This window comes from Planctomycetota bacterium (genome assembly GCA_018242585.1).
Classification (GTDB): Bacteria; Planctomycetota; Planctomycetia; order Pirellulales; family PNKZ01; genus JAFEBQ01.
Genome location: JAFEBQ010000047.1, coordinates 1 through 24,514 on the forward strand (window position 1 = coordinate 1; position 24,514 = coordinate 24,514).

Consider the following 24,514-nt stretch of genomic DNA (forward strand, 5'->3'; position numbering starts at 1 on the left):
GCGCGGCTGGTTCAGGTGGTTGTAAACAATCGTGTGCGGGTCGATGCCAAAGGCGTGGTAAATCGTCGCCAGCAACTCGCCCGGATGGACGCGATCCTCGACCGGCGCCGACGCCGTCTTGTCGCTCTGGCCATGCACGTAGCCGCGCTTGGTCCCGGCGCCGGCCACGACCGCGGTGTAGCAATACGGCCAGTGATCGCGACCGTCCGAGCTATTGCTGTTGCCCGAGGTGCTGACGCCGCGCTGCGGGCTGCGGCCGAATTCACCCACGGCCACGACCAACGTGTCGTCCAGCATGCCGCGCTCGTCCAGGTCGGTGATCAAGCCGCTCAGGCCGCCATCGAGCATCGGACCCGACTGGTTCTTCATCCGCTGGGTCAAACCAACGTGGTGATCCCACGAGTGGTTGTCCGAGTTGGCCACCTTGGGCCAAATGACTTCGACCACGCGCGTGCCCGCTTCGACCAGCCGGCGGGCCAGCAGCAAGCTCTGGCCGAACGTGTTGCGGCCGTACATGGCCCGCGTGGCCGGCAACTCGGCTTCCAGGTTGAACGCCTCGCGAGCGCGGCCCGACAGAACCAACTGCAGCGCCCGGTCGTAGTACGAGTTCAACTTGTAATCGCTGACCGCTTTCTCGATGTCCGGCATGCCGGCATCGATGATTTCGCGCAGGTGCGCCCGGCGCTCCAGCCGCGAGGCAAAGACCTCGGGCCGCAGCTTCAGGTCGTCGATCTTGATCTTGTTCATCTTGGCCATATCCAGATCGTCGCCGTCCGGATAGAGCGTGTACGGGTCGTACGCGCGGCCCAGGAAGCCGGCCGTGCCACCCTTGCCCACCACGTTGCTCTCTTGCAGCGGGCGGGGCAACATCACGAACGGCAGCATCGGTTCGTCGATCGGGCGCAGGCGGACGATCTGGGAACCGAAGTTCGGGAAGTCCTTCGGCGTCGGCGGCTCGAGCTGGCCCGACGGGCTGACCTTGTCGGTCGTATAACCGGTCATCATCTGATAGATGGCGGCCGTGTGATTGAACAACCCGTTCGGCGTGTAGCTCATCGAGCGGATCATCGTGAACTTGTCGTTCACCTGGGCCAGCTTGGGCAGAATCTCGGTGAAGTGTACCCCCGACAGCTTGGTCGGAATCGCCTTGAACCCGCTCTTCACATTGTCGGGAACATTGTCCTTCGGATCCCACAGGTCCAAGTGGCTGGGTCCGCCTTGCAGGTAGACCATGATGATGCTCTTGGCCTTGCCCCAACCGGGGCCGCCACCCTGGCCGGCGTCGGCTTCGCTGCGCGCGGCCGCGGTGGCCGATTGCAGCTGGAACATCGAGCCCAGGCTCAGCCCCAACATGCCCGAGCCGCCCACCCGCAGCAAATCGCGTCGCGAGGCTTGCAGATGGCGGTCGCACAAATCTTTACCGCGCTGTCCAGGAATAATCAGCATGGCGGAACGCTCCTTCAATTGAGCAAAAGCAAAGCACTTAAGGGTTGTTTCAAACGATGAATCGAAATCGCGTTAGTGGTTGAACAGAAACGCGGGACTGTTGATCAAGGCCCAGGCCAAATCTTGCACGCCCGTCAGCCGGGCGTTGCCGATCAACTGCTGGCTCATCTTCACGTCTTCCCGCAACTGCGCCAATCGCGAATCGAGCGGGATCGGCTTGCCGACCAGTTCCAGCGTTTCTTGCAACTCTTTCAACTGCGCATCGATCGGCAGCGGTTTGCGACTTTCGGCCGCAGCAACTTGCTTCTGACGCAGTTCCTTGTCGACCGAGCGATAGTACTTGGCCACCAGGTCGGTCGTGGCCTTGTCACGCTCCTTGGCCGTGACGGCCAGGGCCGCTTGCAACTCTTCGGACAAGCCCAAGGGCAATGTTCCCGGCGCCACGCACACGCTCAAACGGAACTTGCCCAGCGCGAAGCTCGGCTGGGTGAAGTTGAACGTCATGCGAACTTGCAGTTTCGTGCCACCTTCGTTGGCTATCGGCTCTTTGATCTGGAACACGCTCCAATGGCTGCTTCCTTGGGCGGGCGAGATGGCCCAGCCTTGCGAACCATTCGGGTTCCCGTCGATCGCCTTGGTGATGGGGAAGTTATCCTGGCTGAAATCAGCCTCGGCCCTGCTGAACTCGATCTTCTTCACCACTCCCTTGGGATCGGCCAGCGGCGAAGAATTGACCACGAACTCGGTCAACACGAAGTTGCCGCCGGCGCGTCCGGGGCCGCCGCTCGGAATGCTGGTGTCGGCCAGCGCCTCGAGCCGAATGCCCGTGATGTTGCGCAGGTGGGTGCTGATTTCGACCACGTAGCTGCCGCGGAACTCGGGCTTGGTGTCGACCACGATCGAGCGGTCGGCCTGCACCTTGGCGGTTCCCGCCGGGGTGTTCGCCGCGGAGGCGATCTTGATCGCCGCCGGTCGAACCGTGATCCATTCGACAGCGGCCGTCTGCTTGGCTTCCCAAGCGGTCTGTCGCGCCGAAATCGTCGTCGTCTCGTAGGTCTTCAAATCAGCTTCGAGCTTGGCGGTGTTCTCGGCCTTGGCCTTCTCGGCCGCGGCGACGGCTGGAGCGATTTCCTTCGTGCGATCGGCGACGGCCTTTTCAGCCTTGGCAATCGCTTCGAGGCGATCCTTTTCCTGTTGCTCGCGAATCGGCGCGACGTAGGCCTCGCGCTCGGCCAGCGCCTGGGCCAACTTGGCATGGTCGGCTTCGATGGTGCGGAACGTGCGCAAGCTGGCCTCGACTTCGCGCTCGGTCGCCGGACGGTTTAGGATTCGCATGAACACATCATTGACCAACTTGCGATCGTCCTTCTCGGCCGCCGTCAGCTTGGCCAACTCGTTGGCCGGATCGGCAATCGCGTCGGCAATCGCCGGACCCGAGATCAGCGCCATCACCGGCCCCAGTTGCAGGCCGCTCGAACGCTCGCACTCGCACGCGCTTTCACGTGGCGGACGCCCAAACGTGGCCAGAAAGCCGCTCGGCAACTCGACGCCCGAGTCGGGCAGTTCGGCCGCGCGGGTGCCGGGCTTCACGCCGGGGAACTTGCTGACCGCGCCGGTCGTGGCACAAACCGCGTCGTACAACGTCTCGGCCGGCAAGCGCCGCGCCAAAGCGTGCGAGTAGTTCGTCCGGTCGTCCTCGTTCCAACGATTCGACACGTACGAAAGTTGATAAGTACGCGACTTGACGATCAGCTTCACCACGTGCTGGATATTGAAGTTCGACTTGATGAACTCTTGCGTCAGGTAATCGAGCAACTCGGGATTGCTGGGCGGATTGCCCGCCCGCAGGTCGTCGATCGGCTCCATGATGCCAATGCCGAACAGATACCCCCACAGTCGATTCACATAACTGCGGGCAAAATATTGGTTGTCGGCCGTCGTGACCCAGGCCGCCAACTGCTCACGTCGCGTGGCGTCTTTCTTGGCCTGGTACTTGGCCGGGTAGGGAAACTGCGGCGCGGCGATCTGGCCCGTCCGATCGTGTTTGATGTCCCCCGACTTCGAGTCGTAGACGATCTCGTACAGCGCCTTGGCCCCTTCGACGGCCGTGCCGCCAATCCGCTTGTCACCGCTGGCCGGATCGTTCTTCAAGCCGACCTGGGCAAAGTAAGCCGCGGTCTGGAAGTACTGGTCCTGGGTCCAACGCTCGAACGGATGGTCGTGGCACTTATTGCAGTTGAACCGCACGGCCAGGAACAGGTGCGTGGTGTTCTCCATCGTCAGCGCCGGCTCGCGCAGAATCTTGTAATACGACGCGGCGGGATGTTCTTTGTTCGAGCCACTTGCCGTCAGGATTTCACCCACGAACTTGTCATACGGCGTATTGGCTTTGACTTGCTCGCGAATCCAGCCGCGGAAGGCCATCGCCCCCTCGGGACCAAGAAACTTGCGATTCACCTGCAACAGGTCGGCCCACTTGTTGGTCCAATACTCGACATACTCTGGGCTACCCACCAACTTATCGATCAGCGCTTCGCGCTTCTGCCGCGTCTCGGCCGGGTCGGCCAAGAACTTCGTCACTTCCTCGGCGGTTGGTGGCAAGCCGGTCAGGTCCAGGTAAACGCGGCGGACGAATTCGGCATCGCCCGAAAGTTCCGACGGCAGAATTTTCATCCGCAGCCACTTGTTGGCCACCAACTCGTCGGCCTTGCCCCAGGCCGGCGGCGCCTGCCAGGCAAAGCCCGAGCGATCTCCCATGACCGTCAGCGTGGTGGCGGCGTACGAACCCTCGTAGCGAACCAGAATCGGCGCTTCGCCACGGCGAACGGCGGTCATCAACCCATATCGCGAAGCCGTGGCGACCTCGGTGTTGCCGCTATCGACGAACGCCTCTTGCGTGACGTCGCGCGAACGGCCGTCGGCATAGGTGGCCAGGACGCGGACCTGTTGCCGGTCGCCGATGTATTGCACCACCGGGTTCATCGGCTGGACTTCGATCTTCACCACCCGCGACGACGTGCTGTTCAGCTTCGAGCCGCCCAGGATCCAGGTCCGTAGGATTTCGTAGTAAGCATCGCCCGGCTTGGTCAACTGCCCACCGACGTGCGGCACGTTGGCCGAAGCCTTGAGCAGCATCAGGCTTTCATCCGGCGCGACCTGATTCACCCGGCGGCAGGCCAGGTCGTCGGTCAAAGCACGGACATCAAAGATCGGGTCATAGCCGCGCAGGCTCAACTTGAAGCCGTTCTTCCCTGGGGCCGCCCCGTGGCATGTCCCTTGGTTGCAGCCCAGCTTGGACAAGACCGGCGTCACGTCATGCAGATAGTCGACCGGCGTATCGGCCGAGAAGCCGGTGACCTTGACTGGAACCTTCGCCGACTGACTTCCCAAGGTCACGCGCAGCTCGGCCTCGCCGTTGTTCTTGGGCCAGACGAGTCCGGTGGCGGCCATTTCGAGCACGGGGCTGGTCAGTTCCAGCTTCACCATTCGCGTCACATCGAGCGACTCGCCCGAGGCAGTGCGCCCCGTCACGAGCAATTGGGCGTAATCGAACCGGTCGTTCAGCACGATCGCCTTGGGCTGCACGTCGAGCGTGGCAATCGCCAGCTTCTTGGGCAATTGCTCCGTCGAGATCACATCGACCGCGCGCACCAGCGGCTCGACCTTCTTCTTCTCGGCCGATTCCAATTCAGGGCTCAGCGGCACGGCGCGCAGCTCGCGCACTACCTTGGCGCTGGCCACGTCGATCAGTCGCACCAAGCCGTCGTTGCCGGCCACGGCTACCATCTTGCCCGCCGGATCGAATGCCAGCGCGTAGACCGGCATCTCGGGGACCGCCACACGGGCCAAGAGCTTCACGCCCTGATTGCGGAAGTCATTGAGGGCCTTGCGGTCCCCTTCGCTGCGCGTGCCGGGAACCTTGGCCATGATGGCCTTGATCGGCGCCGGCACGTCTTCGGTAAAGTTGTACGTGCAAACGGTCACTTCGCCGGCGCCGTTCAGCGTGCTGCCGCAGGCGATCTGCTTGCCGTCCAAGCTGAACCGCGTGGCAAACACGCGACCTGGCATGGGAAACAATTCAAACACCAGGTTCGCGTCGTCGCCAATCACGCGCTTGGCTTCGCGGAAAATGCGATAGACCTTGGGCAGGCCGTCGGCCCCGCCCACCACCAGGTGGTCGAGCTTCGGATGCCGGGCCACGGCCTGGATGCCACCCTTGAGCGCGCCCGGCGTGATCGACGTGACATTGTCGATGAACCGCTGCGTGGCCACTTCGGTTAGCTTGACCGTCATGTCGCGGGCCACCGAGACCAGGTGCGAGCCATCGGCCGAGAAGGTCGTGTCGCGGACCCAATCGTTGTGAGCCCCCTGGAACAGCACTTGCTTGCCGGTGTCGGCCTCGATGGCGCGAACCGAGTTGTCGTCGATGTCGCCACAGCCAAAGCCAATCAGCTTGCCGTCCGGCGACCAACTGCAACCATACACCGTGTTGTAGGTCACCGGGACCGAGAGGGTTTGCTTACGGGCCGCCACGTCCCAAACCTGAATCTCGCCGCGCTGCGAGGGACGACCACCGGCCACGGCCAGCCGCTTGCCATCGGGCGAGAAGCGAACCGACTCGATGCGCGTAGCGTCGCCAACTAGACGGGCCACCGACTTGCCTTGCTCGACATCGACCAGCAGCACTTCGTGATAGCCGGCGACGGCAATCGTCTTGCCATCCGGCGCATAGTCAATCGAGGTGATCACCGGCGGCCGGCGATACACCGGCGGGTGCCGCGCGTCAATCGCGGGGCCGGCATACGCGGCCGAGTCGTCCTTGGCCCCTTGCATGATCCACGTGCGGATCAACTCGACATCCTTCATGGTCAAGGCCGGCTTTTCTTTCGGCATGTCGGCCTTGCCATTGACCGGAGTGATTTGCTCAAGCAAGTAGCTCTCAGCCGGCTTGCCTGGCACGACGGCTTTGCTGCCCGACTCGCCGCCGGCCAGCAACCGTACGAACTCGGTCATCGAGTATTGGCCGTTGGCCTTGGCCGGCTGATGACAGCCCTGGCAGTTGGCCTGAAAGATGGGACGAATCTGCTTGTAAAAGCTGACCTGAGCCACAGGCTTGGCTTCCTTGGGCGCCGCGGCAAGCTTGGCTGGCACGGGCGCGGCGGGCTTGGCATCGATCGCGGCCACCGCCGCGGGCTTGGGTGCAGCCGCCGCAGGCTTCGCCGCTTCGGCGGGCTTCACATCGGCCGGCGGCGCGGCGATTGCCGCGCCTGAGACCAACAAACCCAACAGGACCATCGCCATACGAAAACGAACAACCAACTTCATGTGTATCACCAAGAACAGGCGAGAGTCATGGCTCGATCAAGGAGCCAGAGAGTGAATGGGCTTAAATGATTCGACTACCCGTCTAAGGCGGTCAATCACTGCCGGTCTGCTTGCCCGAAGGGGACCAGCAGTAGCCGAACGCCGTCGTTCAGCGGGCGGACAACAAGATAAAAAACTGTCCGTCAAAACCAGGTGGGGCTAACTTTTTCAGTATGTCGGGCGCAGGCCGAACTGTCAACAAATTTTCGCCCCCTGTCGACAGGGTCCAACCCCCCAGCCGGGCACGCCAATTTGCCCAGTTTTTCGGGCGGTTGACCACCGCTAGCTCAGCCCGTAAACAAGGGGCTCTTCGCCCCGCGTCTGGCCCCCGAAACGACCCACTCGACGGTCGATAGGGGAACGGCCTATTCGGCAAATCTCACCCGGAAAGCAACGCAAGGTATGGACCCCAACATCGAACGGGCGCTGATCAGCGTCAGCGACAAGACCGGCCTCGACACCCTGGCGCGCCGGCTGGCCGCCCGCGGCGTCGAGTTGTACAGCACCGGCGGCACGCGCAAGTTCCTCGAATCGCTGGGCCTGACCGTCTACGACGTGGCCGCCTACACCGGCTTTCCCGAGATGATGGACGGTCGAATCAAAACACTGCATCCCAAGATTCATGGCGGCATTCTGGCCCGGCGTGACAACCCCGAAGACCTGGCCGCCATGCGCGAGCACGGCATCCGCGGGTTCGAGTTGCTGGTCGTCAACTTGTATCCCTTCGCGGCCACGGTGGCCAAGCCGGGCGTGACTGACGCCGAGTGCATCGAGAACATCGACATCGGCGGCCCATCGCTGATTCGGGCCGCGGCCAAGAATCACGCCTTCATCACCGTGGTCACCGAGCCAGGCCAATACAGCGCCGTGGCCGACGCGGTCGATTCGACCGGCGCGACGACGTACGAGTTGCGTCGTCAATTCGCCGCCGTCGCGTTCGCCAACACCGCCAAGTACGACGGCATGATCGCCGGATGGTTCGCGCGCAGCTCGGGCGAGGCATTCCCGCAACAACTCAGCTTGTCGTTTGAACGCCGCGACACGCTTCGTTATGGCGAGAACCCGCACCAGCAGGCGGCCTTGTATGCCGAGCCGACCGCGGCCAGCGACACGCTGGTCAACGCCCAAAAGCTGAACGGCAAGGAGCTGTCCTACAACAACCTGTTGGACCTGGACAGCGCGCTGGCGATTGTGCGCGCCTTGCCTGGTCCGGCGGTGTCGGTCATCAAACACAACAATCCGTGCGGCGCGGCCGAAGCCGAGCGCTTGGCCGATGCGGCGCGCCGCGCGCTCGACGGCGATCCGGTGAGCGCGTTTGGCTCGGTCCTGGGCATCAACCGGCCGGTCGACGTGGCCACGGCCGAGGAGCTGTCGGTTCCCGGGCAGTTCATCGAGGCGATTGTTGCCCCCTCGTTCGAGCCCGCGGCGCTGGAACTGCTGACCACCAAGCCCAAGTGGAAGGCCAACGTCCGCTTGATCGCCGTCGGCAAACTATCGCCCGCCGCGCCATGCTGGGACTTCCGCCGCGTGGTGGGCGGGCTGTTGGTTCAGTCGGCCGACAATCTTGCCGACGACACCAATGGCTGGAAAGTCGTCACCTCGCGGGCACCTGATGACGCACAGTTGCGCGAGCTGCGGTTCGGCTGGGAGCTGGTCCGGCATGTGAAATCGAACGCCATCGTGGTCAGCCGCGATCGGGCCCTGGCCGGCGTGGGCGCGGGCCAGATGAGTCGTGTCGATAGCGTGAAGATTGCCCTGGAAAAGGCGGGCGAACGTGCCGCGGGGGCCATCCTGGCGTCGGATGCGTTCTTTCCGTTCGCCGATTCGATTCCCTTGGCGGCCCAGGCTGGTGTGAAGGCGATCATTCAGCCCGGCGGATCCAAGAGCGACAACGACGTGATCGCGGCCTGCAACGAACTGGGGCTGACGATGATCTTCACCGGCTGCCGCCACTTCAAGCATTGATTAAAGCGACTATTTACTAAAGCCTGCTAGCAATCCCTCGCCGTCTGGAATCCCTCATTAAGGCGGTATTGAGAAAGCTGGCAAATCGGGCTAGATTCCTCACACATCCCCATCGGCTCACGCCGCGCACACAACAGTGCGCACGCCGAGCGTAATGTTTCGCGGATCACACAACGAGCTTCCCAGTGCAAGTCGCTGCCAGCCAACGCAACTCGGTGGTCATCACCGGCATCGGACTGATCGCCTCGGTCGGCCGATCGCGCGAAAGCGTTTGGAAAGCGATCCGTGAAGGGCGCAGCGGCGTGCGCTGGCTGGCCGGGCTGCCGAGCATTCCCGATGGCATGTTGATCGGCGCTCCTGTCGACATCGAAACCGAACGTCCCGCCCAGCTCAAGCCGATTGCTCTGGCGCAACACGCGGCGAACGAAGCCTTGTTCGACGCCGATCTGAATTGGGACGCGGTCAATCGCGACCGGTTCGGTTGCGCCATCAGTGGGCACATGGGTGACACCGGCTGGGTCAATGAAAAGCTGCAAATCAATCCGCAAACCGACCCCCGCGCGGTTCCTTGGTGGCAGCAATGGCTGCCCAACACCGCCTGCTCCGAGGTGGCGAACCGGTTCGGACTCTATGGCCCACGCATCTGCCACTCGACCGCCTGCGCCAGCGGGCTGATCGAAGTTGTCTCGGCCATGCGCGCCTTGGAGGACGATCAGTGCGACCTGGCCCTGGCCGGCAGCGCCGAAGCGTTTCATCCGCTGTTTGCCGCCGGCTTTCGCGCCATGCGCGTGCTGGCCGAACATACGGATCCGATCCAGGCTGCCCGGCCCTTTGACCGACATCGCAGCGGCTTCGTGATGGGCGAAGGGGCGGCGATGTTCGTCCTTGAGCGGCTGGACCACGCCCTGGCGCGCGGCGCGAAGATTTACGCCGAGTTGCTCTCGGGCACGATGCTGGCCGACGCGTTCCACGTCACCGGCGTCGAAGCCGACAGTGACTCGCTGGCCCGACTGATCCGCACCACGATCGAGCGCGCCGATTTGTCGCCGAGCGACGTGCAATACATCAACGCCCACGGCACCGGCACCCAACAGAACGACGTGGCCGAGATTCGCGCCATTCGTCGCGCGCTGGGCACGCGAGCCGCCGAGTCTGCGTGCCTCAGCTCGAACAAGTCGATGCTCGGCCATCTGGTCAATGCGGCCGGCAGCGTCGAGTTGGCGTTGTCGACGTTGGCGCTGCGCGACGGGTTCGTGCCGCCGACGATCAACCTCACCGACCCAGACCCGGAATGCGATCTCGATTGCGTGCCGCTGTTCGGTCGTCGCCGCCAGGTGGAAGTGGCGCTGAAAATGTCGGTGGCGTTCGGTGGTCATCTGGCCGCCGTGGCCATGCGCCGCTGGCCCGACATCGCCGCCCTTTCCGATACCGAGCCCGCCGAAGGCCCGCGCATTTACCGCGTCGCCTAGCGCCCAATCTCTTTGGCCATTGGCGGTTACGACCCAAGTTTGCCTGACCGTTACGGTGGGCAAAGACTGCGCCACGGGTCTCCTTTCCTGAACCGTTGAACTTTTCCAAGCGCTTGCGCCGATCTTCTCACCAATCGGTCACGGATGCTTGAAGTGCGCTGTCGGTCGTCGTGGTAGGACGAGCAGCAGCGCCCGCTTCGAGAGCGTGGGGAACGGATTTAATCCCCGCCGAACTTAGCACGGTCGTCGCTGCGCCAGCGGCTGGGCCCTATTAACCCCAGCAGACGCTTTGTCGCGCACCACGCCACGCCACAGTTCGGGCAGGACGAAATACGTCACCACTGCCTCGGGGAGTCGTTCGTGTCGCGACGCGAGCCGGATCATTTGCGCCTCTATCGTGAACAGCCTGCCGCGCCGTTGTCGAGCGACGATGTGCCCGTGGCGCTGCATGACTTTTGCCGGGCCTTTGAACGGGCCACCGGCTGGTCATTGAACTATGCCCCGGGCGATGCGCCGAACGCGCGCCGCCAGGTTCCGCGCGGCATGGGCGAGCCGGACGGCGCGATTGCGCTCGGGCACTTCACGCTGGGCATTCCCGACTCGTCCCCCGACGAGAGCAGCTACGTCGAAGGGGCCGAGCCGCTGGTCGATCTGGACGTGGCCAGCGCGCTGGCCACGACGGTCGCGCGCTTGACGAACGAGCTGCTGTGTACCCAGCGCGAGCTGCGCCGCTCGCGAGCCGAATTGGCCGCCGGTGTGCCGCTGGTGGCGCGCCCCAGCGACGAAGCGCACCTGGCCGATCGACTGGAAGCGGTCCTGCGCGGGGGCGCGCAGGCTGTTGGCTGCACCTCGGCCGCGCTCTACCTGCTCGACGAGCAGACCGCGCAGTTGGACCTGCGCTCGGTGTGGAACCTGCCCTACTCGCGGCTGGCGAAGCAGGCCCGCACCCTGGCCGACGCCACGGCCGACCTCGAAGCGCTGTGCGGCCATGCCGTGGTGCTGGAAAACCAGCAAGCGGTCGAGCATTGGTGCCCCCCCGAGAAGTGCGGCGCGGCGATTTGCGTGCCGGTCTCGTCGGCCACGACGCCGCTGGGGACGTTGTGGCTGTACTGCGACGCCACGCGCGGCTTCAGCGACGCCGAAGTCAACATCGCCGAGGTCGTGGCCGGCCGCCTGGCCGCCGATCTCGAACGCGAAATGTTGCTGGTGGCCGGCAAGGAACAGTCGGTCTCCTCGCGCCAGATCAACGCCGCCAGCACCCGGCAGCAGGACAGCCTGCCGCGAATGACGCCGCGCGTCGAAGGGTGGGACCTCGCCGCTTGGACCGGGCAGGCCGCGGCGCTGGGGGGCGATTTCCATGACTGGTGGCTGCGGGGGGACGATCGGCTGTGTGTGGCCGTGGCCGATGCGCTCGACGGGGGCTTTGACGCGGCCTTGGCCAGCGCGGCACTGCGAGCGACGTTGCGGGCGTTTGGCAGCGAAGACCTCGAACCGGCGGAACTGATGCGGCGCATCAACCAGTCGCTGTGGCGTCACTCGTCTGGCGATCAATACGCCAGCTTGTTCTGTGCCGCCATCGAACCGACCAGCGGCCAGTGCGACTTTTCGGCCGCGGGGCAGATCGGCTCGGCGCTGCTAGGGCCCGACGGTTTCGAGCGCTTGACCGCGCCGTGCCTGGCGCTGGGGATCGACCCGACCGCGTCGTACTTGCCGCGCGAGTTCATGATGACGCCGGGGCAAGTGCTGGTCGCGGTTAGCGATGGCGTCTGCGACGCGACGAATCCGGCCGGCACGCCTTGGACGATGAAAGGCGTGGCCGAGGCGCTCGGCGGCAAGCTGGAACTGCCGGCCGAGAAGTTAGTAGCCCTGGTCCGCGATCGATTGGAAGCATTCTGCGACGGCCCGGCGGCCGACGACTGCACGGTGCTAGTGCTGAAGCGTGATTGATTAAGACCGACCACGACGAAACAACGGCGCGACGTAGGAAATGCGGGAGAGAATTGAACCGCAAAGACGCAAAGATCGCAAAGAATACAAGGGACAGTTGAATCGCTGAGGGCGCAGAGTTTCGCAGAGAAAGACTTCGGATCAGATCAATTCTATCTCCGCGCCTCTCCGCGTCCTTTGCGTCTTTGCGGTTCAATTGCCTTGCTCTTTTCCGACGTCGTGACCGTCGTGTCGTCGTGGTCGATTGCTCATTATTCTTCTTTTCTGCAGCGATTTCAGCCGAGTTGTTTGAGAATGGGCCGGGTTAAGTCCGACAAGCGGCTTCGCTGCTGGCCTTGCTCGTCGAAGTTGCTGGGATCGAGCCATTTCTCGAAGGCGTCGCGCAGCGCCGGCCACTCGGCGTCGATTGTCGCGTACCAGGCAGTATCGCGGTTGCGCCCCTTGTAAACCGTCGCTTGTCGGAAGATTCCCTCGAACGACAGGCCCAGCCGCTGCGCCGCGGCCCGCGACGCCGCGTTCAGCGCGTCGCATTTCCATTCGTAGCGTCGGTAGCCGGCCTCGAACGCCCATCGCATCATCAGGTACATGGCTTCGGTCGCGGCAGGGCTCCGCTGGAGCTGCGGCGAGTAGTGGAGATGCCCCACTTCGATGGAACCAGTGGCCGGCGCAATCCGCAGATAACTCACCAGACCCGCCGGCCGATTGTCGGCCGTGGGGATAACCGCAAAGAACAGCGGGTCGTCCCCTCGGCAGTTTGCTTCCATCCAGACACGATAGTTCGGCAAATCGCCGAACGGGCCGTAGGCCAGATAGGTCCAACTCCGCCCGTCCGTATCGGCCGCGTCCGCCGCGAACAACGCATCCGCATGACGGTCAAGGTCAAGCGGTTCCAGCCGACACCACTGGCCCACCATCGGCCGACGTGGCGGCAGCGCAGGTGGCGCCCAATTCGGCAAGGAGCAACCGACGCCCTGTCCCAGGTGATTGCGTTCAGATTCCATCGCGGTAACAGGGTTCGGCTGCGTCGGTCGATGACGCCTAATGGCCACCGTGCGACTGTTCGAGCAGCACAAGCTGCCACCACACATAAATCGACACGGCGGCAGTAAATACCAGCACCATCCATGTCAGGGCAAAGCCCTGCAAGCGCGATCCCCAGTGCTTGCGCATTAGCCGAAGCATTTGACCGTCAGAGAAGTTAATCATTCGCACACCCATGTTGGCTGGGTTCCTTCCTGCCTGAATCAGCTTACCTCTCACCAGCGACGATTGCCACCAAGCGGCGACGTGCGGTCCTGACCAAGAGCATTCGACCACGACGGCACGACGGTCACGACGTCGGAAAAAGAAAGGCAATTGAACCGCAAAGACGCAAAGATCGCCAAGGCAGGATTCACCACAGAGGACACGGAGAATACAAAGACGACACTCAATTTTGATTCGGTGGACCACCGCTTAACTACTTGCGATGATTGCTATCTCGTCGGTCTTCTCTGTGACCTCTGTGCCTCTGTGGTGCAACTTTCCCGCTCTTTTCCGACGTCGTGACCGTCGTGTCGTCGTGGTCGAATTCTCTCTGCCTTCCTCGGCGCCCTTCATGTCTTTGTGGTTCAACTTCCCTAAGCGCAAGAAAAAGCCCAGGGGGTGAAACCCCTGGGCTTGGGTGTGACGATTATCAAGCATCGCTGGTCGCGAAGCTTACTTCGCGCCGACCAGTTGGGCCTTCTTCTTCTCGGCCACGATCGTTTCCTGGAGGCTCGCCGGCATGCGGCGGTACTTCGAGAATTCCATCGTGAACGTCCCCTGCCCTTGCGTCAGGCTGCGCAAGTCGGTCGAGTAGCCGAATGTTTCCGACAGCGGCACTTCGGCGATGATCACGCAGGTGTTCCCCTGCATGTCGGTCGACACGATCATGCCGCGGCGGCTGTTCAATTCGCCGACGACCGGACCTTGGAACTGGTTCGGCACTTCGACTTCGACCTTCATGATCGGTTCGAGCAGCGCCGGCTTCATCTTCATGAAGTATTCGCGGAAGCACTCTTGCGCGGTCAATTGGAACGCCATGTCCGAGCTGTCGACGTCGTGGTACGAGCCGTCCTCGAGCACGGCCTTCAGGCCGACCAGCGGATAGCCGGCCAAGGGACCCTTGGCCAGGCACGCGCGGAAGCCCTTTTCGACCGAGGGAATATATTCCTTCGGAATGCGGCCGCCGACGATGTTGTCTTCAAACACGAATTGCTCGGCCGAGTCTTCCGGTAAGCATTCGAGCTTCCCCTTGATGTGACCGTACTGGCCCGAACCACCGGTCTGCTTCTTGCGCTTGTGGTCGTACTCGATGTCCTTGGTCGGCGACTCGCGGTAGCTGACCTTGGGAGCGCCGACTTCGACTTCGACCTTGTATTCGCGGCGAATGCGCTCAACGTAGATTTCCAAGTGCAGCTCGCCCATCCCGGCGATCAGCGTCTCGGCCGTCTCTTCGTCGGTGTTCACACGGAAGGTCGGGTCTTCCTTGGTAAAGCGGTGCAAGGCCTTGCCCAAGCGATCCGCGCCGTCGCGGTTCACCGGGGTGATGGCCATCTTGATCACCGGCTCGGCGACGAACATGCTTTCCAGCGCACAGTACTTGGTCTCGGCGGCAAAGGTATCGCCGCTGGCGCAGTCGATGCCCATGATCGCCACGATGTCGCCGGCGCAGGCCGAGTCGATTTCCTCGCGCTTGTCGGCGTGCATCCGCACGATGCGGCTGAAGCGCTGTTTCTGGCCGGTGCGTTGGTTGTAGTGCATGTCACCCTTGTTGACGGTCCCCTGGTAAATGCGCATGAACGTCAACTGACCGTAGGTGTCTTCCACGATCTTGAACGCCATGCCCACGAACGGCCGCGACGGGTCTGGCGACAACTCGAACGCTTCGTCCGGATTCTCGTGGCTCTTGGCCTTCACTTGCCGATCCAGCGGCGAAGGCAAGTAGCGGACCACGGCGTCCAGCAGCGGCTGCACACCCTTGTTCTTGTAAGCGGTCCCCAGGAACACCGGCGTCAGGCTCTGGCTTTGCGTGGCCGAGCGAATGACCGAGTGGATCAACTCTTCGGGCACGTCTTCTTCGGCCAGCATCAGTTCCATCATCTCGTCGCTGTACATGGCCAGCGATTCGAGCATCTGCTGCCGTTGTTCATTGACGGTTTCGACCAGGTCCGCGGGACATTCCTCGACCCGGACGGTTTCACCCTTGGGGCCGTCAAAGTAATACGCCTGGCGCGTGATCAGATCGACCATGCCGAGGAAGTTGTCTTCCTTGCCGATGGGCCATTGCATGAGCACGGCGTCGCAATCGAGCTTTTCACGCAACTGCTTGACGACGCGATCGTGATTGGCGCCGGTACGGTCCATCTTGTTGATGAACGCCAACCGGGGCACGTGGTAACGCTTCATCTGGCGGTCGACCGTCATCGACTGGCTTTGCACGCCGCCCACGGCGCACAGCACCAGCACGGCGCCGTCCAACACGCGCAAGCTGCGTTCGACCTCGACCGTGAAGTCGACGTGGCCCGGGGTGTCGATCAGATTGACGAAGTGCGGGTTGCCGGCCTTGTCGGTCCATTGCAAGCTGGTGGCGGCGCTGGTGATCGTGATGCCGCGCTCGCGTTCCAGGTCCATATAGTCCATGGTCGCGCCGTCGCCGTCACCCTTCACTTCGTTAATGCGGTGAATGCGACCCGCGTAGAACAGGATTCGCTCGCTCAAGGTGGTCTTACCCGAGTCGATGTGAGCCGAAATCCCGATGTTACGTAACCGCGACAGATCCATGGCGAAATCCTCGTACGACAAAACCCAGCGACTATGAATTGAGCGAAATTAAGTTGGTTGTCTGATCACTGCTGCATTACGGGACCGACGGTCAACGGTTCAGCCGCGGTTAGCGATGCACGAATCGCACGCCTGGCCAAGTCTCGCTTGCGGCGAGCCCTCAAGCGGCTGCGGCTCGAACACCACCCCCTGCTGGACTGCTACCGGTTCAGGCCAGGCGATCCATCACCAAGACCCTCGGGCCAGACGTCCCCTCAGCCGCTGACTTTGATGGCAAAGCCAAACGCTTTGAGGACCGACTAATTATTCCGGGCCAGCCAAGGGGCACCCCCTTTGCACCGACCCCCCGGAACCATTCGTCACGGCCAATTACGAGCCTGCCGATCACTCACTGCCGATCACCGTCCGGTCGTCTTCACCTGCCGCGACCGGTCGACGCGACTAAGCCGCCACCTTGAAACTCAAACAAATCCAGGTGTTACGCCCGCGGGCAAAGCCCAGCGAACTCGGAGCCGGTAACTCCCTTCCAGCACGTGGCTTGGGAAAGCCGTGTACTGTCTGGGTAGGTTTACTGTCCGGCCAATCGACCTGATTGTCAGTGTCTGTCAGGCGGCGGTGTCTGTCAGGCGGCGATGATCGCACAGCGGGCCGTCTTCATCATTGGGCGGCGCGTGCGGGGCAGACTTAACGCTAATCCTAGTCGGTTTTACCGTTTAGCAAAGGCCAAATTCACGGCCCCCGCCTCGCCCGGGCGAAAAACTTGGGGGAACCGGGGGAACATGGCCGCAGGGTGGTACGTCGGCCTATCGGCCAGGGCTTTCGATCGGAAGCCTGCTGCTAGCGCTTAACTTGTTTCTTGCCAATGTCTTGCGCAACGGCGGACTCGGGTTCTTCGTTGATTGTCGATGGCTCGCTTGGGGTCTCGCTCCCGGCGACGGGAGCCTGACGATAGGGCAACTGGCGGTGATACCGCTCGACCCGGCGGGAGATGGCCGCCTGTTCGGCAGGGGTGGCCGACTGACGGGACATTTGGATGGCCCGATGCCCAAGTCGCGCCGCCTCGGTGTAGTTGCCTGCGTTCGCCTGGGCAGCGGCCGCCACGTCCAACGACCGGAAGTCTCGTTCTCGGGCAAGTTCCACCGCTCGCTGGGCCGCCGCCAGGGCCAGCTTCTCATCGCGAAATCGTTCATCGGGCGCGGTCGCCAGCAACCAGGCCGCGGCCCGCAGCACGGTGGGGTCTTCCGGGGCCTGTTGCAGCGCCACGCGCAGATCATCACAAGCCGCGCCCCACTGACCCAATCGTTGATGTGCGACAGCCCGGCCCAGCCGGCCGTTGACGTAGGTCGGATCGGCGGCAATCGCCTCGTTGAAATCATTCAGCGCCGCTTGGCGTTTGCCCCCGTCAGCGTCGCCAGCGGCTTCGAGCGCCATGCGTCCGCGGCGCGTCAACTGCCAGGCCAGCAAATGCCGGCCGTACTTGGCATCGGTCTCCGAGAGTTCCCCTTCCAGGGCTTCGCGCGTCACGCCGATGGCGTCGGTCATTTGCGCGGCGTTGGTCGCGGCGGTCCCTTGCTCATACGCGCGCATCAACAGCGACGGCACATCGTCGGCCTGCAGCGCGCCGGCCCAGCACATCGCCCAGCCAAGGGCCGTTACGATGCCGAGCAATGGCAGCACTGACGTGCGCGGTCGGAGCATGGCGGTTCGTTCCACCGGAAGGTTGTGAACCCGGGCAACAATTTGGGGGGCGTATCATGCTGATTTCCGCGGCGTGCGCCGAGGTCAATCGGTCGCGCAAAATCGTGGAATCGCGTTCGTGGCAAGGCGTTCTTCACGCGGCTTCCCGCCGGCCGCGTGCAATGACAGCGTCGTCGGGTCATACTGGAAACCATGTCGGAACCCACCGGATTCATCAATGGCCAGCTTGTCCCTGCCTCGCAAGCGTCGATTGCGCTGGCAGACCAGGGCTTCACCCTCGGCGTGACGGTCAGCGAGCAGTTGCGCACGTTCGCCGGTCGACTGTTCCAGCCCGAGGAACACCTGCAGCGGCTGCTCGGCTCGCTGCGTATCGTGGGGCTCGAGTTGCCGCTGGCGGCGGATCGCTGGCTGGCCCAGGCTGCCGAGCTAGCTGAGTTGAATCACCGCCTATTGCCGACAGGTCACGATCTGCAAATGACCTGGTTCGTGACGCCCGGTTTGAACGCGCAGCAGCCCGGTCACGCATCGATTGGCCCGACGTTTGGCATGACGACGTTTCCGCTGCCGTTTGCCCGCTGGGCCGACAAATACGCGACCGGCGATCGGCTTGTCACCAGCCGTTGGCGTCAGGTTCCAACTGAATGCTGGCCCGCCGAGTTGAAATGCCGCAGCCGGATGCACTATTACCTGGCCGAGCAAGACGCCCAACAGCGCGAACCCGGCAGTCGGCCCCTGCTGCTAGACATCGCCGGGAACGTGAGCGAGACACCGACGGTCAACGTGCTGGCAGTCTTCGGCGCGAAGGAAATCGTCTCGCCACCGCGCAAGACGATCTTGCCGGGTATCAGCCTGGCGGTCGTCGAGGAGCTGGCCGCCGCGACTGGCCTGACGTTTCACGAGCGCACGTTGACGCCGGCGGAACTGGCCGGGGCCGATGAAGTCCTGCTCACTAGCACGCCATTCTGTGTGCTGCCGGTCGTGGCCCTCGACGGTCGGCCAATCGGCAAAGGCCAACCGGGGCCAGTATTTGCGCGTCTGATGGCCGCGTGGAGCAAGCAACTCGGCGTCGACATCATGGCCCAAGCGCGGCAATTCAGCGGTTAGCGCGAACCCTCGGGCTGCCCGCCGCCCGTCCTTTTAACTGGCGTTGACCAGCCGCGCAAATCTTCCAAGAATGTTGCGTCCCTTGGAGTTACTGTGCGCGACCGGCGGCGCTCGGCGGAATGTTCGAGTGTGGCGCGCGGTTGTCTGCGCTCGCAGCACGCACCTTTGATCGCCCTTGCCCATCGTTTGAGACCCATGACCGAACAGCCGTCCGAACCCAAATCGCCTGCCACGCCCGGCATCCACGAAGCGTCGCGCCGCGAGAAGCTGCGCAAGCTCGAAGCCCTGGGAGTCGACCCGTGGGGGCAGCGCTTCGACGATCATCAACGGATCGGCGACATTCGCGCGCGCGAAGGAGAGATCGTCGTTCAGCCGTTGGTCGAAGGTCAACGACACGCCGACCAGACCGGGCCGCGCGTGCGCGCCGCGGGGCGCATTGTCCTGCACCGAAACAAAGGGAAACTTCACTTCCTCGACCTGCGCGACTGGACCGGCAAGGTCCAGGTGATGATCGGCCGCTCGCAAATCGGCGACGAAGGCTGGGCCGTCGTCGAGTGCTTGGACCTGGGAGACCTGATCGGCGTCGACGGCGAGCTGCGCCGCACCAACACGGGCGAGCTGACGATCTTTGCCGACAAGATCACGTTCCTGACCAAGAGCGTCGAGCCGCATCCCGAGAAGCATCACGGGCTGGTCGATCCCGAGTTGCGGCAGCGGATGCGTTACTTGGACCTGATCTACACCGACGGGTCGCTCGATCGATTCTTGAATCGCACCAAGATCATCCATTCGATCCGCCAGACCTTGGCCGGCAATGGATTCGTCGAGATCGAAGGCCCGACGCTCCACGCCATTGCTGGCGGCGCCGCGGCGCGACCGTTCAAGACCCATCACAACGCGCTCGACATGCAGCTTTACCTGCGCATTGCGCTCGAGCTGCACCTGAAGCGGCTGATGGTCGGCGGCATGGAACGGGTCTACGAGCTGGGGCGCGTGTACCGCAACGAAGGAATCAGCCCGCGGCACAATCCCGAGTTCACGATGCTCGAGTTGTACCAGGCCTATGGCGACTATCGGGCGATGATGGACCTGACCGAGCAGATCATCTGCAACGCCCTGAAGTCGACTGGGCAGCCGATGCAGGTCCAGTGGGAAGGCAAGACGGTCGACTTTACGCCCCCGTTCCAGCGTCGCACGTACAACGATTTGTTCGCCGAGCACGCGGGCGTCGACCCGCACGACGCGGCCGCGGTCCACAAGAAGGCGATCGAGCTGGGCATCGACACGGCCGGCAAACACGCCGACGTGGTCAAAAGCGAAGTCTTCGAAGCCACGGTCGAAGAGGCGCTCGCTGGGCCGATCTTCGTGATCGATTATCCGGCCAGCATCTGTCCATTGACCAAGCGCAAGGCCAGCGACCCCAGCGTGGCCGAGCGGTTCGAGCTGTTCGTTCACGGCATGGAGCTGGCCAACGCGTATACCGAGTTGAATGACCCGGACCTGCAGGACAAGCTGTTCCGCACGCAACTCGATGGGCAGCGCGAGGAAGACTCGATGGCCAAGATGGACCACGACTTCATCCGCGCGCTGCGCTATGGCATGCCCCCGGCGGGCGGCCTGGGCATTGGCATCGACCGGCTGGTGATGCTGCTGACCAACGCCCAAACGATCCGGGATGTGATCTTGTTTCCGTTACTCCGGCACGAGGCGGAATAGATCTCGCCACGGAGGCACTGAGACACAGAGGTTGGCACGGAGGGAATTGAGGGGGAAAGAGAGAGCAAAGAGGTTGGCGATGTTGGTCCATGAGGAGCTGACTGGTGAAATCATTGCTGCCGCGATTGAAGTTCACCGCTTGCTTGGGCCTGGGCTCTTGGAAAGTGCCTACGAGCGTTGCCTGTGCCGCGAATTGTCATTGCGGAATCTGAGCTTTGAGACACAAGTCCCCCTACATATTGACTACAAGGGTTTGACGCTGGAGGAAGGTTATCGGCTCGATCTGGTCGTCGCCGAAGCAGTCGTCATTGAAATCAAATGTGTTGACCAGATCGTCCCAGTGCATGAGGCACAACTACTGACCTATCTCCGCCTAAGTGGCCTGAAGGTAGGACTGTTGATCAATTTCCAAGTTGCCAAGCTAAAAGATGGAATCACGCGACGAGTGCTCTAGATAAAACTCCCCTCAAAAAACTCCGTGTAAGCCTCCGTGCCACAGTGCCTCCGTGGCGGAATTTAATGAGCTACTGAACCCAAGGATGGGTCGATGTACAAGCTGCTGATTTGTTGGCGGTATTTGCGGACGCGATGGATCGCCCTGGCCTCGATCGTCAGCGTCACGCTCGGCGTGGCGACGATGATCGTCGTCAACAGCGTGATGGCCGGCTTCTCGCACGAGATGCAGCTCCGGCTCCACGCGATTCTCTCGGACCTGGTCGTCGAGTCGCACGGCCTCGACGGGTTTCCCGACCCCGACTGGTACATGGCCCGGCTGCGTGAAATCGCGGGCGACGAAATCGCCGGCATGACGCCGACCGTGGCCGTCCCCGCCATGCTCAGCTTCACGTACGGCGGCAATTGGATCACGCGCCCCGTGCAATTGGTTGGCGTGGACGAAAAGACCCAAGCCGAGGCCGGCGACTTTGGCAAGTTCTTGCAGCACCCAGCCAATCGCGAGGCGATGAACTTTCTGCTCCGCGACGCTGGCTACGACGCCCGCGGTGTCGAGAACCAGACGCCCGGCCAGTTACGCCCGGCGCTGACCGAGGCCGGTTGGAAACACCGCCGCCGCGTGGCCGAGCACAAACGCTGGGCCGACGAGCAGCGCAAACGACAAATGGCCGAGCAGGCTGTCGCCAACCCGGCCCCCGTGGCCGACGCGCAAGCCGACCCGTTCGCCGTGCGTCAGGAAGATCCCGTCAAGCAGGCCGAGCAAGGCCACACCTTCGACATGGCCAAGGAGCAGCACACCGGGCTGGTCCTAGGCATCGCCCTGGCCACCTTCCGCGACGAGTTGGGCGAGGAGCGATTCCTGGTCATGCCCGGCGAGGATGTGAAGCTGACCTTCCCCACCTCGGGCACGCCCCCTCGCGCCGTCGACAGCACATTTACCGTGGTCGACTTGTACGAATGCAAAATGAGCGAGTACGACGCCAGCTTCGTCTTTGTGCCGATCAAGCGGCTGCAAGAGCTGCGCGGCATGGTCGATCCGGGCACCGGAGTCCGTTACGCCACGAGCATCCAGATCAAGCTCAAGCCGGGTGTCGACGGCGACGCGGTTCGCGACAAGATTCGCAAGCACTTTCCGCCCGAGCTGTTTGCCGTCAGCACCTGGCGCGACAAGCAAGGCGCGCTGTTGGCCGCGGTGAAGATGGAAACCGCCATCCTGAACGTCTTGCTGTTCATGATCATCGCGGTGGCGGGCTTTGGCATCCTGGCGATCTTCTACATGATCGTCGTGGAAAAGACCCGCGACATCGGCATCTTGAAATCGCTCGGCGCGTCGGCCTCGGGCATCATGGGCATCTTCCTCGGCTACGGACTGTCGCTCGGCGCGGTCGGGGCGGGCATGGGAATGGTGCTCGGCCTGCTGTTCGTCTGGAACATCAACGAGATCGCCCACGTGCTCAGTTTGATTTCCGGGCGCGAGGTGTTCGATCCGTCGATTTACTACTTCTATCAGATACCGACCATCGTCGACCCGAACACCATCACCTGGATCATCGTCGGCGCGATTGGCATCGCCGTGCTGGCCAGCGTGTTGCCGGCCCGTCGGGCTGCGGGACTTCATCCTGTCGAGGCGCTGCGCTATGAATAACTCGCTCTCGTCCACAACCACGGCGGCCGATGTACACGTCGGTGCGCAAGTGGCCACCAAGCTAGCGCCACAGCGCGGCAAGCGCACCCTGCTGCCGCGCGTGCTCGAAGCCACCGCCCTGCGCAAAAGCTACCGCAAAGGCCAAGCCGAGATTCCGGTCCTTCGCGGCGTTGACCTGCACGTTCACGAGTCGGAGTTCCTGTCGATCATCGGCAGCAGCGGCTCGGGCAAGAGCACGCTGTTGCACTTGCTCGGCACGCTCGACGCCCCGGACGCCGGCGAGATTCGTTTTCAGAACAAGCGGATCGACAACTTGCCCTCGCGGGCGCGCGACCGCCTGAGGAATGGCAACTTTGGAATGATCTTTCAGTTCTATCACTTGCTGCCCGAGCTGACCGCGCTCGAGAACATTCTGTCGCCGCTGATGATTCGCGATGGCGTGCTGAGCTATTGGTCCCGGCGTCGGCAGCACCGTGCCGAGGCGTTGCGGCTGCTGGAACTCGTCGGCCTGGGGCATCGCGCACGCCACAAGCCGCGCGAACTTTCCGGCGGTGAAATGCAGCGGGCGGCCATCGCCCGGGCGTTGGTCACCCAGCCAAATGTCCTGTTGGCGGACGAGCCGACCGGCAACCTGGATCGCAAGACGGGGCAAGAAATCCTCGACATTCTGCGGTCCTTGAACGAGTCGCAAAACCTCACTATTGTGATGGTTACGCACGACCTGACGATTGCCGGCCAGGCCGATCGGACGGTTCGCCTGGTCGAAGGCCAGCTCGAAACCGCCGCCTAGAATTGGCTGTGCGACGCGGGCGAACTTTTGCCCCGCGCGGGTGTCATTTCACGTATATTGGGCAGTCGATTTTCCGACGCACGCCCACTCAGGAACGGAACCCAAGTACGGATCATGTCTCTAAAAATATGGATCAACGGCCAGCTTTACGACAAGGCCGACGCCAAGATTAGCGTGTACGACCACGGCCTGCTCTATGGCGACGGCGTGTTCGAGGGAATGCGCAGCTACAGCGGCCGCGTCTTCCGCCTGGAAGAACACCTGCACCGGCTGTACAACTCGGCCCGCGCGATCCTGCTGAAGATCCCCATGGAGCCGGCCGCGCTCGGCAAGGCCGTCAACGACACCCTCAAGGCCAACAACATCCAGGACGGTTACATCCGGCTGGTCGTCACACGCGGCTCGGGCAGCCTGGGGCTCGACCCCAACAAGTGCAGCGACCCGCAAATCATCATCATCACCGACAGCATCACGCTCTATCCCAAGGAAATGTACGAACAGGGATTGGCCATCGTCACCGTCAGCGTGGTTCGCAACCACTCGGCGGCGCTGAGCCCGCGGATCAAGTCGCTGAACTATCTGAACAACATTCTGGCCAAGCTCGAAGGGCTGCAAGCTGGTTGCAGCGAAGCGCTCATGCTGAACACGCGCGGCGAAGTGGCCGAGTGTACCGGCGACAACATCTTCCTGGTCCGCGGGCGCGACCTGCTGACCCCGCCGATCGATGCGGGAATTCTGGAAGGGATCACCCGCAATGCCGTGATGGAACTGGGCGTGGCGGCCGGGCTGAACGTCCGCGAGATCACGCTCACGAAGCACGATGTTTACATTGCCGACGAATGTTTCCTGACCGGCAGCGCCGCCGAAGTGATCCCAGTCGTCAAACTCGACAACCGCACGATCGGCCGCGGCGAACCAGGTCCCGTGACGCGGGACTTGATTCAGCGGTTTCACACGCTGGTGGGAAGGAAGTAACTTAAAAGTTGCTAGTTGCTAGTTCCTAGTTGCTAGTAAAGGCGAAGACACCATCCCCGACGTCAATCAGCACACTAGCAACCAGCAACTTCTTTGCCTTCACTAGCAACTAGGAACGGCCTTGTCGACTAATTCGAT

General features: G+C 62.8%; 15 protein-coding genes. 9 read left to right on the forward strand and 6 right to left on the reverse strand.

From position 1 onward, the window contains the following. Together JSS27_20380 and JSS27_20385 are read right to left on the reverse strand one after the other, a co-directional pair. On the reverse strand, positions 1–1,446 hold a 1,446-nt coding region (locus JSS27_20380), incomplete at its 3' end, for a DUF1501 domain-containing protein (GenBank protein MBS0211310.1). 72 nt (positions 1,447–1,518) lie between these two features. After that, positions 1,519–6,741: a DUF1553 domain-containing protein gene (locus tag JSS27_20385; GenBank protein MBS0211311.1), complete on the reverse strand. Its 5,223-nt coding sequence runs from the start codon at positions 6,739–6,741 to the stop codon at positions 1,519–1,521. 471 nt (positions 6,742–7,212) lie between these two features. Between JSS27_20385 and purH the strand changes: the two genes are divergently transcribed. The 3 genes from purH to JSS27_20400 all read left to right on the forward strand — a co-directional run bounded on the left by purH (position 7,213) and on the right by JSS27_20400 (position 12,191). Further along, positions 7,213–8,775, forward strand: a complete 1,563-nt coding sequence (gene purH / locus JSS27_20390; GenBank protein ID MBS0211312.1) for a bifunctional phosphoribosylaminoimidazolecarboxamide formyltransferase/IMP cyclohydrolase — start codon at positions 7,213–7,215, stop codon at positions 8,773–8,775. 185 nt (positions 8,776–8,960) lie between these two features. Beyond that, positions 8,961–10,244 carry a beta-ketoacyl-[acyl-carrier-protein] synthase family protein gene (locus tag JSS27_20395; GenBank protein MBS0211313.1) on the forward strand — a complete coding sequence of 428 codons (1,284 nt, stop codon included), beginning with the start codon at positions 8,961–8,963 and terminating at the stop codon, positions 10,242–10,244. 360 nt (positions 10,245–10,604) lie between these two features. After that, on the forward strand, positions 10,605–12,191 hold the full coding sequence (locus JSS27_20400; protein MBS0211314.1) for a SpoIIE family protein phosphatase: 1,587 nt from the start codon (positions 10,605–10,607) through the stop codon (positions 12,189–12,191). Positions 12,192–12,466: 275 nt separating this feature from the next. Here JSS27_20400 and JSS27_20405 read toward each other — a convergent pair whose 3' ends face one another. The 4 genes from JSS27_20405 to JSS27_20420 all read right to left on the reverse strand — a co-directional run bounded on the left by JSS27_20405 (position 12,467) and on the right by JSS27_20420 (position 17,693). Then, positions 12,467–13,192, reverse strand: a complete 726-nt coding sequence (locus tag JSS27_20405) for a GNAT family N-acetyltransferase (GenBank protein ID MBS0211315.1) — start codon at positions 13,190–13,192, stop codon at positions 12,467–12,469. A 37-nt stretch (positions 13,193–13,229) separates the two neighbouring features. Beyond that, positions 13,230–13,397: a hypothetical protein gene (locus tag JSS27_20410; GenBank protein ID MBS0211316.1), complete on the reverse strand. Its 168-nt coding sequence runs from the start codon at positions 13,395–13,397 to the stop codon at positions 13,230–13,232. Between the two features lie 492 nt (positions 13,398–13,889). Beyond that, complete coding sequence (locus JSS27_20415) at positions 13,890–15,995, reverse strand: elongation factor G (protein ID MBS0211317.1); 2,106 nt, start codon at positions 15,993–15,995, stop codon at positions 13,890–13,892. Positions 15,996–16,832: 837 nt separating this feature from the next. Beyond that, on the reverse strand, positions 16,833–17,693 hold the full coding sequence (locus tag JSS27_20420; protein MBS0211318.1) for a hypothetical protein: 861 nt from the start codon (positions 17,691–17,693) through the stop codon (positions 16,833–16,835). Between the two features lie 192 nt (positions 17,694–17,885). Between JSS27_20420 and JSS27_20425 the strand changes: the two genes are divergently transcribed. From JSS27_20425 to ilvE, 6 genes are all read left to right on the forward strand, one after another. Next, the gene (locus JSS27_20425; GenBank protein MBS0211319.1) at positions 17,886–18,797 is read left to right on the forward strand and encodes an aminotransferase class IV; all 912 of its coding nucleotides are present in this window, start codon (positions 17,886–17,888) and stop codon (positions 18,795–18,797) included. A gap of 195 nt (positions 18,798–18,992) precedes the next feature. Further along, the gene (gene lysS, locus JSS27_20430; protein ID MBS0211320.1) at positions 18,993–20,513 is read left to right on the forward strand and encodes a lysine--tRNA ligase; all 1,521 of its coding nucleotides are present in this window, start codon (positions 18,993–18,995) and stop codon (positions 20,511–20,513) included. A 79-nt stretch (positions 20,514–20,592) separates the two neighbouring features. Beyond that, on the forward strand, positions 20,593–20,967 hold the full coding sequence (locus JSS27_20435; protein ID MBS0211321.1) for a GxxExxY protein: 375 nt from the start codon (positions 20,593–20,595) through the stop codon (positions 20,965–20,967). Between the two features lie 93 nt (positions 20,968–21,060). Then, positions 21,061–22,611 (forward strand): ABC transporter permease, encoded by a 1,551-nt coding sequence (locus tag JSS27_20440; GenBank protein ID MBS0211322.1) that lies wholly within the window; start codon positions 21,061–21,063, stop codon positions 22,609–22,611. Then, the gene (locus JSS27_20445; GenBank protein MBS0211323.1) at positions 22,604–23,401 is read left to right on the forward strand and encodes an ABC transporter ATP-binding protein; all 798 of its coding nucleotides are present in this window, start codon (positions 22,604–22,606) and stop codon (positions 23,399–23,401) included. The genes JSS27_20440 and JSS27_20445 overlap by 8 nt, the downstream gene beginning before the upstream one ends. Before the next feature lie 114 nt (positions 23,402–23,515). Beyond that, positions 23,516–24,376 (forward strand): branched-chain-amino-acid transaminase, encoded by an 861-nt coding sequence (gene ilvE, locus JSS27_20450; protein ID MBS0211324.1) that lies wholly within the window; start codon positions 23,516–23,518, stop codon positions 24,374–24,376. Positions 24,377–24,514: the final 138 nt, after the last annotated feature.